11 protein-coding genes are annotated in these 13,588 nt (G+C 67.1%); 4 read left to right on the top strand and 7 right to left on the bottom strand.

The window, feature by feature from the left end; genetic code table 11:
• Positions 1–52 precede the first annotated feature (52 nt).
• Complete coding sequence (locus BLT27_RS02165; RefSeq protein ID WP_089731387.1) at positions 53–373, bottom strand: hypothetical protein; 321 nt, start codon at positions 371–373, stop codon at positions 53–55.
• A 274-nt stretch (positions 374–647) separates the two neighbouring features.
• On the opposite strand from BLT27_RS02165, the gene BLT27_RS02160 reads away from it, so the two are divergent.
• Entirely contained in the window at positions 648–971 is a 324-nt protein-coding gene (locus BLT27_RS02160) for a winged helix-turn-helix domain-containing protein (RefSeq protein WP_089731386.1), read from the top strand.
• 275 nt (positions 972–1,246) lie between these two features.
• On the opposite strand, the gene BLT27_RS02155 is transcribed toward BLT27_RS02160, so the two are convergent.
• The 3 genes from BLT27_RS02155 to BLT27_RS02145 form a co-directional block, all read right to left on the bottom strand.
• On the bottom strand, positions 1,247–2,107 hold the full coding sequence (locus BLT27_RS02155) for a class 1 fructose-bisphosphatase (protein ID WP_368086017.1): 861 nt from the start codon (positions 2,105–2,107) through the stop codon (positions 1,247–1,249).
• Entirely contained in the window at positions 2,104–2,895 is a 792-nt protein-coding gene (locus BLT27_RS02150; protein ID WP_089731385.1) for a class I fructose-bisphosphate aldolase, read from the bottom strand. The genes BLT27_RS02155 and BLT27_RS02150 overlap by 4 nt, the downstream gene beginning before the upstream one ends.
• A 162-nt stretch (positions 2,896–3,057) precedes the next feature.
• Entirely contained in the window at positions 3,058–3,627 is a 570-nt protein-coding gene (locus tag BLT27_RS02145) for a DUF7409 domain-containing protein (RefSeq protein WP_089731384.1), read from the bottom strand.
• Between the two features lie 346 nt (positions 3,628–3,973).
• On the opposite strand from BLT27_RS02145, the gene mre11 reads away from it, so the two are divergent.
• Positions 3,974–5,386, top strand: a complete 1,413-nt coding sequence (gene mre11 / locus BLT27_RS02140) for a DNA double-strand break repair protein Mre11 (protein WP_089731383.1) — start codon at positions 3,974–3,976, stop codon at positions 5,384–5,386.
• Entirely contained in the window at positions 5,383–8,088 is a 2,706-nt protein-coding gene (rad50, locus tag BLT27_RS02135; RefSeq protein ID WP_089731382.1) for a DNA double-strand break repair ATPase Rad50, read from the top strand. The genes mre11 and rad50 overlap by 4 nt, the downstream gene beginning before the upstream one ends.
• 2 nt (positions 8,089–8,090) lie before the next feature.
• Here rad50 and BLT27_RS02130 read toward each other — a convergent pair whose 3' ends face one another.
• The 3 genes from BLT27_RS02130 to BLT27_RS02120 all read right to left on the bottom strand — a co-directional run bounded on the left by BLT27_RS02130 (position 8,091) and on the right by BLT27_RS02120 (position 9,254).
• Entirely contained in the window at positions 8,091–8,516 is a 426-nt protein-coding gene (locus BLT27_RS02130) for a DUF7346 family protein (protein WP_089731381.1), read from the bottom strand.
• Between the two features lie 24 nt (positions 8,517–8,540).
• Positions 8,541–9,008: a DUF7322 domain-containing protein gene (locus BLT27_RS19555; protein ID WP_175526345.1), complete on the bottom strand. Its 468-nt coding sequence runs from the start codon at positions 9,006–9,008 to the stop codon at positions 8,541–8,543.
• Positions 9,009–9,071: 63 nt separating this feature from the next.
• Entirely contained in the window at positions 9,072–9,254 is a 183-nt protein-coding gene (locus tag BLT27_RS02120; RefSeq protein ID WP_089731380.1) for a DUF7331 family protein, read from the bottom strand.
• Positions 9,255–9,417: 163 nt separating this feature from the next.
• Here BLT27_RS02120 and BLT27_RS02115 point away from each other — a divergent pair, with 163 nt between their 5' ends.
• Positions 9,418–13,560 (top strand): DNA polymerase domain-containing protein, encoded by a 4,143-nt coding sequence (locus BLT27_RS02115; protein ID WP_089731379.1) that lies wholly within the window; start codon positions 9,418–9,420, stop codon positions 13,558–13,560.
• Positions 13,561–13,588: the final 28 nt, after the last annotated feature.

Below are 13,588 nucleotides of genomic sequence, written 5' to 3'. Positions count from 1 at the left end.
GGTGGGCCGTGGCAGGACGTGGAGGAGGCCGACGCTGGTCGCGGACCGGCGGTCACGTCGCGACGGCGTCGCTGTTGCGGACCGCGCTGTACAGCCGCCTGGCCGCGTTGACGGTGCCGACGACGAGCCCGGTGATGGCGACGAAGATGGTCATCGTGAGGCCGACGCCGAAGACGACCCCGGCCAGTTCCTTGCCGTTGGGCCAGAGGAACGGGACCGTCGCGGTCATCGCGAGCAGGAACAGCTGGAGCGCCAGCCAGCGGCTGGTCCACTTGTATCGGCGCACCAGTTGGAAGAACGTCTCCGTCTCCAGCGTGAGCTCGATGCTCTCCTTCGTTTCCGTGCCGGCCTGTCCGTGGAAGCTCTGGGACATCGTTCACTCACGAATGGCCGGTTTCAGGGAAAAGGGAGTGGCGCCTGTTCTGGCTTCGTGAAGCTCGAGGGGGTCGATACCGACGAATAAGGGGGTGGAATTTCGCGCCCACGTCGACACGCCGAACTCACCCGTCGAATCCCTCGCATTACCCCGGTATCTCCGTCCGGACGGTCTGCGGGCTCGTCGTGGGCCACTCCGGTCGCGTTCTCACGCAGTGAAGCTGCCGGGGGAACGCACACGATTTTTGCGTCTGGGGCCGTTCGCTTCTCGCGTGTCCAACGAGTGGGACGCGGAGACCCTGTTCGACGTGTTCGAGCGCGCCGACGCCCGGCGCATCCTCGCGCTCACCTCCGTCGAGGAGCTGTCCGCACAGGCGCTCGCCGACCGATGTAACACCTCCGAGGCGACCATCTACCGCCGGCTCGACGTGCTGCAGGACCACGACCTCGTCGTGGAACACGACCGCGTCGACGAGGACGGCAACCACTTCAAGACCTACGCGACGAACCTCGATGAGGTGTGCTTCCAGCTGCGTGACGGTGGCTTCACCATCGACGTGACGTACCGGCGCGACCTCGTCGACGAGGGCCTGTGACGAACCGGGAGAAGATATACCACGGCTGGCCGACGACGGCCACACGTTACCATCCGGGGACCCCGCGAACTCCGACTCCGACGCATCGACGGGGCCCTGGGAGGGCGACGACGAACTCGCCGACGCTGGCTTCCGGCTGGACCGCGCACTGGAACCCGAGGCCCCGAGTCGTACCTGCCGCTGGCGAACGACGAGTGGAACGTCGAGAAGCGGCCACAGATACTCAGTGTGCGAGCGACGGCGGAACGAGCGGTGGCGGCGCGGAGTCGCCGAGGTCAGTCCAGCGCCGCTTCCAGCCGGTCGACGTACTCCTCGCTCCCGACGTGGACGGGGACGCGCTGGTGTAGCTCGGTGGGTTCGACAGACAGGAGCGACTGGCTCCCGTCGGAGGACGCGCCGCCGGCGGTCTCGATGACGTAGCCGATGGGGATGCCCTCGAACTGCAGGCGGAGCTTCCCGTTCGGCGCGGAGTCGAGCGCCGGGTACGCGAAGACGCCGCCGTAGGTGACGACCTGGTTCACGTCGGCGATCATCGCGCCGCCGTAGCGAAGCTTCAGCTCGTCCTCGACCTCGTCCACGTAGGCCGCGAAGTCGTCGGGCCAGTCGGGGACGCGGCCGCCGAAGCCGTAGACGACGGGGTCGTCGGGGATGGTCACGTCGCGCTCGATGACGCCGCGCTCGTCGCCGCTCAGCTCGTACTCGACGACGGTGTCGCCGCGGGCGACGAGCATCGTCGTGACCGGGCCGTACAGCACGTAGCCGGCGGCGACGAGGTCCTCGCCGCGGGCCGGCAGCTCGGCGTCGTACACGCCGAAGATGGTGCCCATCGCGTTGTTCGACTTGAGGTTCGAGGAGCCGTCGAGCGGGTCGACCGCGACCGCGACGCCCTCGCCGCAGTCGACGACCTCCGGGCGCTCCTCGCTGGCGTACTGTCCGACGCCGTCGATGCGCGAGAGGCGGTCCTCGAGCAGGCCGTCGGCCCACACGTCGGCCTCGACCTGCTCGTCGCCGCTCGGGTTCTCCTCGTCGACGGTGCCGCGTCGGCCGACGAGACCCGTGCGGATCTCCGGTGCGGTCTCGGCGATGACGTCGACGACCGCGTCGACGGTCGCGTCGTGGGCGCTCTCCTGCATCATCGGTCCAGCGCTTCCTCGGCGGAGGCACCCTCGTAGATGACCGCTTCGAGGGCGTCGAGGATCTCGGTGGGGTTCTCGCGCTGCCAGACGTTCCGGCCGACCGCGAGGCCCTTGCCGCCGGCCGCCATGCAGCCTTCGACCTGCTTGAGGAACGCGTAGTCGTCGGTCTTCGAGCCGCCGGACATGACGACCTTGACCTTCCCCGCAGCGTCGACCGCCCACTCCATGTTCTCCGGCGAGCCGGGGTACTTGACCTTCGCGATGTCCGCACCGAGCTCGAGCGCCTGCCGGGCCGCGTACGCGATGGTCTCCGGGTCGCGGTCGTTCTTCAGGCCCTGGCCGCGCGGGTAGGACCACATGACCATCGGGACGTCGTGCTTCCGGGCGTTCTCCTGGGCCTTCCGGAACTCCTCGGCCATCTCTATCTCGTTGTTGGAGCCGCCGTAGAGGGTGAACCCGAGCGCGTCGGCACCGACCTCCTCGACGGCGTAGTCCACCGAGCAGTTCACGGCCGAGTCCGGTTCGCCCATCCAGAGGTTCGACGTGCCGTTGAGCTTCATGAGGAGGTTCACGTCGTCCTCGTAGGAGGGGTAGTACGCCTCGGCGACGCCCTTCTGGACGGCCATCGCGGTGACGGCGTCGTGTGTGCCGACGTCGAACACCGTCGAGGGGTCGATGGTCTCGGGAACTGGCTCGAAGTCCACGGGGCCGTGCTCCAGCCCGTGGTCCATCGCGAGAATCAGTACCTTTCCGTCGCGGACGATGGGTGAGTCGTCGATGGGTCGCATTCGGTTCCAAGTTCCACGAACCGCCTATTAAAGCGTGGTGTTCGGAACGGGGCATCGGACGAACGCACGAGCGAGCTGGAGCGGAACGCTACCGGCGTCTCAGCGGCGCTCGCGAGTCGATGAAAACACACTACACCGGTAGTAAATATTCGGGTCGGTTCGTTACGCCCGCTGGAACGCCTCGCGCGCCGAGAACCGCCACGTTCTCGCCTGCATCACGTTCACGTCGAGCGCCTCCGCGAGCGCCGCCGCGTCGACCCACGCGAGCTGGCGCACCGAGGTGATGCCCGCCGCTGCGAGCTGGTCGGCCACCCAGCCGTCGACGACCGTCTCGACCGGTGTCGGGCGCTCCCGGTCGGCCCAGATGTCGACGGGGTCGCGCTCGACCGGGTCGTACTCCCGGACGCCGAGTTCCTCCCAGTCGCTCGTCGAGGCCGCGACCCAGTCGCGCTCGTCGTCCTGCAGCCCGCCCATCGACTCGGCCCGCTCGTCGAGGCCGTCGCCCAGCGTCGACGACCACGAGAGCGAGTACTCCCGGCGCAGGGCCGTCGCCACGCGCTGCTCGACGCCCGCCTCGACCAGGTCCGTGTACGTCACCCGTTTCTCGGTCACGTCGCCCGCCGTGACGCCCGCGTCGGTCAGCTGGGCCGCCGCGACCGGTGTGACGCCGTCCAGCCCGGCCAGCATCTCGGCGTCGGCTACCAGCTCCTCGCTACCGTCGTTCGTGCCCATCCGTCACTGTTGTTCTCGCCAGCACCGGTCTTGAATGTTGGTGTGCCGGCCGCGATTCGTGGAACCGAACGTGAGTGTTCGGTCGCGTGTCGTTTCGATTCTGAGAGGGCCGGCCCTGCAGTCGTGGAACCCCTCACGGCGACGCTTCCCATCCAGCCGGGGTGCGCGCGGTGCGGTGTGATTGCGGGGCGGGACTGAAAGGGGCTTTCTGGTTGTTCGCAGTCACGGTCGTTCCTGACACAGCCAAAACCGGGATATCAACGGAGATGCCAGCACGACCCCGGACTCGAACACGGACTGGTAATCGCGGAACGTCTTTACGGTATCACGCGATAGAGGCAGTCATATGACACGGGTGCTTCACACCGCCGACACCCACCTCGGATACCGGCAGTACCACTCGCCCGAGCGCCAGCGGGACTTCCTCCGGGCGTTCGAGCGGGTGGTCGCCGACGCCGTCGAGGACGACGTGGACGCCGTGGTCCACGCGGGCGACCTGTTCCACGACCGACGCCCCGGACTCAGGGACCTCCAGGGGACGGTCGCGGCGCTCCGGGACCTCGCCGACGCCGGGATTCCGTTCCTCGCCGTGGTCGGCAACCACGAGGGGAAACGGGACGGGCAGTGGCTGGACCTGTTCGAGGACCTCGGGCTCGCCACCCGTCTCGACAGCGAGCCGCACGTCGTCGGCGACACGGCGTTCTACGGGCTGGACTTCGTCCCGCGGTCACGCCGGGATGACCTCGACTACGAGTTCGGCGCGCACGACGCCGACTACGCGATGCTGGTGAGCCACGGACTGTTCGAGCCGTTCGCACACGCCGACTGGGACACGGAGCGGCTCCTCGCGGAGTCGTCGGTCGAGTTCGACGCGCTGCTGCTGGGGGACAACCACGCGCCGGGCGTCGAGGAGGTCGACGACACCTGGGTCACCTACTGCGGGTCGACCGAGCGGGCGAGCGCGAGCGAGCGGGACGACCGGGGGTACAACATCGTCGCCACGGAGGAGGAGACGGTGGCCATCAGCCGCCGTGGCATCCCCGACACCCGGTCGTTCCGGTTCGTCGACGTCGAACTGAAGCCGGGCGAGGGCGTCGAGCGCGTCCGCGAGGCGGTGCGCGAGCACGACTGCGAGGACGCCGTCGTCGTCGTCACGGTCACGGGCGACGGCGAGGCGGTCTCCCCGGCCCCCGTCGAGGAGCTGGCCATCGACCGCGGCGCGCTGGTCGCCCGGGTGAACGACCGCCGGGAGTTCGACGAGGAGCAGGCGGTCGACGTGACATTCGCGGACCCCGACGAGGCAGTTCGCGAGCGCGTCCGCGACCTCGGGCTGAGCCAGGCCGCCCGCGACGTGGACGAGACAGTCCGCGCCTCGAAGGTCGCCGACTCGAACGTCCGCGACTCGGTGAAGGACCGGGTCGAATCGCTCGTGGACGGCGGCGACCTCGATGCCTTCGAGGGCGCGGAGCCGACGGCCGGGGACGACCCCGACGACCCCGGCGGCGACGCCGCCGAGGAGGCAGACGACGACGCAACCGACGACACGGTCCCGGCCGAGCCGACGGACGGAGACGGCCAGGACGAACCACCGGAGTCGGAGCCCGCGTCGACCGACGGTGGCGACGCGGTGCACGCCGGACACGACGAGGCCCCCGAGACCGACCCCGCACTCGACGAGCCACCGGACGAACCGACCGATGACGCAGACGAACAGGCCGCCGGGAGCGACTCGCAGGCGTCCATGGAGGAGTTCCTGTGAGGGTCGACCGCGTCCGCCTCTCGAACTTCAAGTGCTACGGCGACGCCGACCTGCGGCTCGACCGCGGGGTCACCGTCGTCCACGGCGTCAACGGCAGCGGGAAGTCGAGCCTGCTGGAGGGGTGCTTCTTCGCGCTGTACGGCTCGGCCGCGATTCCGGGGACCCGGGAGGACGTCATCCGGACCGGCGAGGAGGAGTGCGAGGTCGAGCTGTGGTTCCGCCACGACGGCGTCGACTACCGCCTCGAGCGCAGCCTGAAGGACTACGGCGACCGCGTGTCGCACGACTGCCTGCTGGAGGGCGGCGACGCATCCTGGGAGGGGCCGAGCTCGGTCGACGCGGCCATCACGAACCTGCTCCGGATGGACGCCGACGCGTTCGTCAACTGCGCGTACGTCCGCCAGGGCGAGGTGAACAAGCTCATCCACGCCAGCCCGAGCACCCGTCAGGACATCATCGACGACCTCCTGCAGCTCGGCAAGCTGGAGGAGTACCGGGAGCGCGCCAGCGAGGCCCGGCTGGGCGTGAACGACGTGCTCGACAACGCCCGCGGCCGGAAGGAGAGCCTCGACGAGCAGGTTGCGGCGAAGGAGGCGAAGGGCCTGCACGACCAGCTCAACGAGCTCCAGAGCGAACTGAACGAGACCGGCGCGGAGATCGAGCGACTGGAGGACAACGTGGCGGAGGCCGAGTCGACACGCGACGAGGCCCGGGCCGTGCTCGACGACCACGAGGAAAAGCGCGAGGAGCTGGCGTCGGTCGAGTCCGACGTGAGCGAACTGCAGGACGCCATCGCGGCGACCGAGCGCGAGCGGGAGGAGCTGAAGGCCCGCATCGCCGACCGGACCGACGACCTCGACGACCTGCGCGCCGAGCGCGACGACCTCCTCGAGGCGGTCGACCTGCCCGACGCGAGCGACCTGTCCGACGATACGGGACTCGCGCCGGACGAGACGGCCGGACTCGTCGAGCACCGGCTCGGCGAACTCGAGAGCGAAGCCGAAGCGCTGCAGGAGCGGATCAACGAGCTCTCGGTCGAGATCAGCACGAAATCCGACGAGGCCGACCGGCTGGCCGAGCGCGCGGCCGAGCTGGAGAACGAGGCCGAGCGGCGGCGCGAGGAGGCGGCCGACCTCGAAGCCGAGGCCGACGAGGCCGACGCCGACCTCGACGACCTGCGCGAGAAGCTCGACGGCTTCGACGACGACATCGAGGCGCACCGCGAGGCGTTCGACGACGCACCCGTTGAGTTCGGCGATGCGGAGTCGCACCTCGCGGCCCGCCGCGACGAGCGCGAGGAACTGCGGGACGAGGCCAGCGACCTGCGAACCGGGGTACAGACGCTCCGGAACCGCATCGAGGAGGCCGAGGCGCTGCTCGAGGAGGGCAAGTGCCCGGAGTGCGGCCAGCCCGTCGACGGCTCGCCCCACGTCGACTCGCTGGCCGACGACCGCGAGGAGTTGGCGTCGAAGGAAGCCGAACTCGAGGCGCTCGAGGCGGACATCGAGGCGCTCGACGAACGCATCGACCGCGCCGAGAGCCTCCGCGACGCCGAGCGCGAGGTCGAGAGCCTGCGCGAGAACCGCGACAACATGGCGCAGCTCCGCGAGCAGAAGGCCGAGAACGTCTCGGAGAAGCGCGAGCGTGCCGCCGACCTGCGCGAGGAGGCCGACGAGCTCGAGTCAGAGGCCGCGGAGCGGCGCGAGGAGGCCGATTCGACCCGCGAGGCGGCGGACGACCTGCGGAGCGACCTCGGCGAGGCCAACGGCGAGCGCGCCGACGTGAAGGCCACCATCGAGACGCTGGACCGGCTCTCGGAGCTGTTCGGCGAGGTCGACTCGGTCGAGGCTGAGGCCGAGCGACTGCGTGACGAGCGCGCGAGCAAGGCCGAACTCAACGAGGAGCGTCGGGAGCGCCTCGCGGAGAAACGCGAGCGGAAACGGGAGCTCGAGTCGGCGGTCGACGAGGAGCGGGTCGAGACCGCCCGCAGCGAGAAACAGCGCGCCGAGGAGTACCTCGAGGAGGCGACCGAGGCGCTCGAGACGCTCGAATCGGAGGAGGCGGACCTCCGGGACCGCATCGGCGGCGTCCGCAACGAGATCGAGGAACTGGAGTCGCTCCGGACCAAGCGCGACGCACTCGCGAAACGCGTCGATGCACTCGAATCGCTGTACGACGAGGCCCAGGACCTCCAGGAGATGTACAGCGACCTGCGCGCGGAGCTCCGCCGGCGGAACGTCGAGACGCTCGAACGGATGCTCAACGAGACGTTCGACCTCGTCTACCAGAACGACTCGTACTCGCATATCGAGCTCTCGGGCGACTACGAGCTGACGGTGTACCAGAAGGACGGCGAGACCCTCGACCCCGAACAGCTCTCGGGCGGCGAGCGCGCGCTGTTCAACCTCAGCCTTCGCTGTGCCATCTACCGGCTGCTCTCCGAGGGTGTCGAGGGGGCGGCACCGATGCCGCCGCTCATCCTCGACGAGCCTACCGTCTTCCTCGACTCGGGTCACGTGTCGCAGCTGCTCACGCTCGTCGAGACGATGCGAACGGAGTACGGCGTCGAGCAGATCATCCTGGTGAGTCACGACGAGGAGCTCGTCGGCGCGGCGGACTCGCTGGTCCACGTCGAGAAGGACCCGACGACCAACCGGTCGACGGTCACGCGCGGGAAACGGCCGATTCCCGGGCTGGACTGACGCTACTCAGCTCTGAGTAGCTCGATACCCTCCGCCGCCAGCGCCGTCGCGGCGTAGCCACGCTCGCCGGCGATGCGGGCCTCCTCGACGAGCCCTGCCGCACGGAACTCGGTCAGCAGGCCGAGCAGGTCGCTCTCGCAGAGGTCGTAGTCTGCGAGGAGGTCGCGCACGGCAACCGCCTCGCGGTCGACGAGCTCGACGAGGAGGCCGAGCGAGCGGTCGTCGTGGGTGGCGCTGAGGATTCGGCGGACCGCCGGCGGGACGGCACCGGCGGCGACCGCGAGCCCGGACCCGTCGTCGACCGTGGTCAGGCGCTCGTTCGGGCGGAACTCCTCGGCACCGGTCTCGGGGTCACGGACCAGCGTGGACTCGCCGGACTCCTTGACCACCAGAAACGTGCGGCCGTGCTCGTCGCGGACCGTTCGCATGCGTCGGGCTTCGAGCGCGAAGGGTTAGTCCTTGTCGTCGCCCGTGCCGTCCGTCGTCGCAGCCGGAGCGGTCTCCTCGTCCCCGCCCGTGGGTCCGTCGGCGTCGGTGGACTCGGCAGGTGTGGACGCCGAGACCGCCTTGGTGCCATCGCCCCTCGGGAGGTCCCACGTCCGGAGGCGGTACGCGCCGTAGAGGAAACAGACCAGCCCGGCGGCCAGCAGCCGTCCCCCGAGGTACCAGTCGTTCCGGAAGACGACGTACAGCCCACCCAGGCTCCCGGCGAGCAGCGCGCCGTTGAACGCGAGGACGAGCACCCAGAACTTCCGCTGGAGCTCCGCCGGTGCGTCGACGTCGGCGGGCGACGACGGCGAGGGTGCCTCCGGAATCTGCACGGAGGGTGTGAGCTCCGCCTCGTAGTCGCGGAGGTCGGCCTCCGGGTCGGGCTCGCCGGGGCCTTTCTCCTCGTTCCCCTCCAGTAGGTCGTCGAGCACGCTTCGCTGTTGGGGCGGCGGCAGCAAAAGGGTTGCTCGTTCGCGTGGTCCGTTGCAGGTGGCTCAGGCGTGCTCTCGGAGGGAGAACGTCTCTCCGGCCTCTAGCCACGCAAGCGGGTTCTCGGCGTCGTAGAACACCGTCCCGTCGTCGGTCTCGTATGTCTCGATAGACTCGACGCCGTCAGTCTCGTCTCTATCGGCCGTGCGTCCGTCGGATTGCGTTGCGTGGTCGGACAAGCCGGTCACCTCAGAGGCTGGTAGACAGTACCAAGGTATATGTCTTGTTGCCGCGGGGAAATCAGACCCGACCGACAGCAACCGATGGTAACGGTCGCTTACCGAGGGCGAACGTTGCGATTGCGGGGTGTGAACCACGGCTGTTTTTACTGCTGCCCCCGAACCGCCTCCAATGACCGACGCAGGGGATTCCGAACAGCTGACGCTCGGGGGCGCGTTCGGTGACGGCGGGTCGGCCGACAGCGAGGACGACGGACTCAGCGAGTCCGACCTCGTCGCCGAGGCCGAGGCCGTCACCACGCCTGGTCTCGAGAACGCCGACTTCGTCGAAGCCGACGAGGCCCTGTTCCCCGACCCCGACGGCACCGTCTCGCTCTCCGTCATGCAGGTGGACTACACCGTCGAGGGGTCGGGCGAGCACGAACAGCCCGTGATGCACGTCTTCGGCCGGACCGCCGAAGGGACCGCCGAGCACGTCATGGTGTTCGGTTTCCAGCCGTACTTCTACGCGCCGACCGACTCGCTCGACGAGTCCGAACTCGAGGACGAGAACGTCATCGTCGACTGGGAGGCGACCGACGTGGACGGCGAGCCCTACGAGAGCATCCGGGGGGAGCGCCTGACGAAGATCTTCGGCCGCACGCCGCGCGACGTGGGGAACATCCGCGACCGATTCGACCACTACGAGGCCGACGTGCTGTTCCCGAACCGGTTCCTCGTCGACAAGGGCATCAACAGCGGTATCACGGTCCCGGCTCGCCGCGGCGAGAGCGGCTCGATTCGGGTCCCACACGAGGAGGTCGAGGCGACCGAGCTGACGGCCGACCCGCGGGTCAACACGTTCGACATCGAGGTCGACGACCGCAACGGCTTCCCCGAGGACGGCGACGAGCCCATCATCTGTCTCACCTCGCACGACTCCTACGACGACGAGTACGTCGTCTGGCTCGCCATCGCCGACGAGTACGACGGCGATGCCCCGGACGCACTGCCGGACTACGACCCCATCGAGGGCGAGCTGGACCTCCGCGTCGAGATCTTCGACGGAGAGGACCAGCTCGAGGCCGAGCGGAAGATGCTCGAGGCGTTCCTCGACTACATCGACGAGACCGACCCCGACGTGATGACCGGCTGGAACTGTCTTCCGGAGGACTCGGAGGTCCAGATGGCGGACGGGACGACAACTGAGATCAAAGACGTCTCGGTCGGAGATGCTGTCGTTGGTTCGGAGGGACAGGAGACGGCAGTTGCCGAAGTGACGAACAAGTGGTCGAGCGAGAAGGAAATCCTCGAATTCACGCTCGACGACGGAACGACGCTCGAATCGTCAGCAGACCATCGTATCATGGTCGGTGACGATGCGGACGTCGACTGGAAGGAGGGAGGCGACATCGAGGTCGGGGACTACGTCCTCAAACCGAGACGGCTCCCGGTAGCCGAAGAACGGCTGCCAACGTTCAGCGAACTCGTCCCGGTTGACAGGCAACGGTACGCCTCACAAGAGACGATTAGCCGGTTCAAGGGGGAGTTACCGTACGGTGCAGTCACCGAACTCGCCGAACGATTTGATGTGGAAAAAGAGACGCTCTACCACCCATCCCCCACGGTCTGGAGTGTAGAACGGTGTCGGGAAGCTGCAGCCAACTACGATGTTCCCGTTCCGGACGGCGGGCGTGTACACAAAGAGACGGGGGCGGAACTGGACCGGGAGATGACGGAGGACGAGCTCTACCTTGCTGGACTGGTCTTGACCGACGGAACGATGTCGACCGACAGTGGCGTCCGGTTCTACAACACGAAGCCCGAACTCCACGACCAGTTCCCCGGCAGCAACACGCAGACACCCGACGGGAAGGGCTGTTACAAGCAGAACGTTCTCGATTACGCGACGATGTACGCGTTCAACGGACTCGGGATCCCGTTGGGTGATAAGAACGAAACTGACGTGGACCTATCACCAGTGTTCCGGATGCCGGAAGAGTACGTCAGCTCGTTCCTTGCCGGAGTTATCGATGGTGACGGGAGTATCGGAAAGACCGGGATTACTGTCGCAGCAGAGAACGAGAGCATCGGTGAGTGGTACGTCAAACTCTTCAAACGCCTCGGCATCTATGCGCAGCAGAATCGGAACGTTGTCAGGATTCCCGATTCACAACGAGATATCGGCCGTCTCAAGCGGCGAGTGCTCCCGGAGATGAACCATCCGGCCAAAGTGGAGTCCCTCCGGGCGTTCGAGGGTGGGAGAAGTGGACAGACCGAGAACATCTCGTACGCCCTCTTCGACCCCGACTCGGACTCCGAAGTCAGGCGTGTTGGAGAGGACAAGCACCGACGTGGAATCAACCTCAAACGACACGAGTCGGTGAACGATGACTGGGAGGAGTACGTGTTCGTCGAAGTTACCGACGTCAGCGTGACCGGTACCGAGACGACGTACGACATCGAAACCACTACCCACAACTTCGTTGCCGAGAGCTGTCTGGTCCACAACTGTGACGACTTCGACGCCCCGTACTTCCTCGACCGGCTGGAGGTGCTCGACTCGACGATGCACGACCAGGACATCGACCCGAACCGGCTCTCCCGGGTGAACGAGGTCTGGCGCTCGGGCTGGGGCGGCCCGAACGTGAAGGGGCGGGTCGTCTTCGACCTGCTGTACGCCTACAAGAGCCGGCAGTTCACCGAGCTCGACTCCTACCGGCTCGACGCCGTCGGCGAGACCGAGCTCGACGCCGGCAAGGAGCGCTACACCGGCGACATCGGCGACCTCTGGGAGAACGACCCCGGCCGGCTGCTGGAGTACAACCTCCGCGACGTGGAGCTCTGCGTCGAGATCGACGCGAAGCAGGACATCATCTCGTTCTACGACGAGGTGCGCACGTTCGTCGGCTGCAAGCTCGAGGACGCCCCGACCGCCGGCGACGCCGTCGACATGTACGTCCTCCAGAAGGTCCACGGCGAGTTCGCGCTCCCCTCGAAGGGCAAGCAGGAGTCCGAGGACTACGAGGGCGGCGCGGTGTTCGACCCCATCACGGGCGTCAAGGAGATGGTGACGGTACTCGACCTGAAATCGCTCTACCCGATGTGCATGGTGACCATCAACGCCAGCCCCGAGACGAAGGTCGACCCCGAATCCTTCGACGGCGACACGTACCGCGCCCCCAACGGCACCCACTTCCGCAAGGACGAGGACGGGATGATCCGGGCGATGGTCGACGAACTGCTGGCGGAGCGCGAGGCCAAGAAGGAGTTGCGGAACCAGCACGACCCCGGCAGCCAGGACTACGAGCGGTACGACCAGCAGCAGGCAGCTGTCAAAGTAATTATGAATTCTCTCTACGGCGTTCTTGGGTGGGACCGGTTCCGTCTCTACGACAAGGAGATGGGTGCCGCCGTAACCGCTACAGGGAGAGAGGTAATCCGGTTCACCGAACAGGCCGCGAACGAGATAAACTACCAGGTTGCTTATGGTGACACTGATTCTGTAATGTTGGAACTCGGACAGGACGTGACTCCCGAGGGAGCCATCGAGCAGTCCTTCGAGATAGAGGAGCACATCAACGACTCCTACGACGCCTTCGCCGCGGAGGAGCTGAACGTCGACATCGAGGGCGGCGAGGAGCACCGCTTCCAGATCGAGTTCGAGAAGCTCTACCGGCGGTTCTTCCAGGCGGGCAAGAAGAAGCGCTACGCGGGCCACATCATCTGGAAGGAGGGCAAACACGTCGACGATATCGACATCACCGGCTTCGAGTACAAGCGCTCGGACATCGCGCCCATCACGAAGGAGGTCCAGCACGAGGTCATCGACAAGGTGGTCCGCGGTGCCGAGGAGTCCGAGATAACGGAGTACATCCACGACGTCATCGAGCGGTTCCTGGCGGGCGAGTACAGCTACGACGAGATCGCCATCCCGGGCGGCATCGGCAAGCGCATCGACAACTACGACACGGACACGGCCCACGTCCGCGGTGCGAAGTACGCGAACCTGCTGTTCGGGACGAACTTCGACCGCGGCTCGAAGCCCAAACGGCTCTACCTCGAGAAGGTCCACCCGGACTACTTCAAGGAGCTCGAGGACGCGGGCGAGTTCGACCCGCAGCGGGACCACCGCTACGGCGAGTTCAAGCGCGAACAGGACGTCATCTGCTTCGACTACGCAGACCAGATTCCGGCGGAGTTCGAGGTCGACTACGACAAGATGCTCGACAAGACCCTGAAAGGCCCCATCGCTCGCGTCATCGAGGCGCTCGGTATCTCCTGGGAGGAGGTCAAGACCGGACAGGAGCAGACTGGGCTGGGCAGCTTCATGTAGGCCCGGAATCGGAGTGTCGGGCTCCCAC

Source organism: Haloarchaeobius iranensis, from assembly GCF_900103505.1.
In the GTDB taxonomy this organism is placed as follows: Archaea; Halobacteriota; Halobacteria; order Halobacteriales; family Natrialbaceae; genus Haloarchaeobius; species Haloarchaeobius iranensis.
Note: the sequence above shows the minus strand (reverse complement) of the source record. Positions and strands in the feature narration are given on the sequence as shown.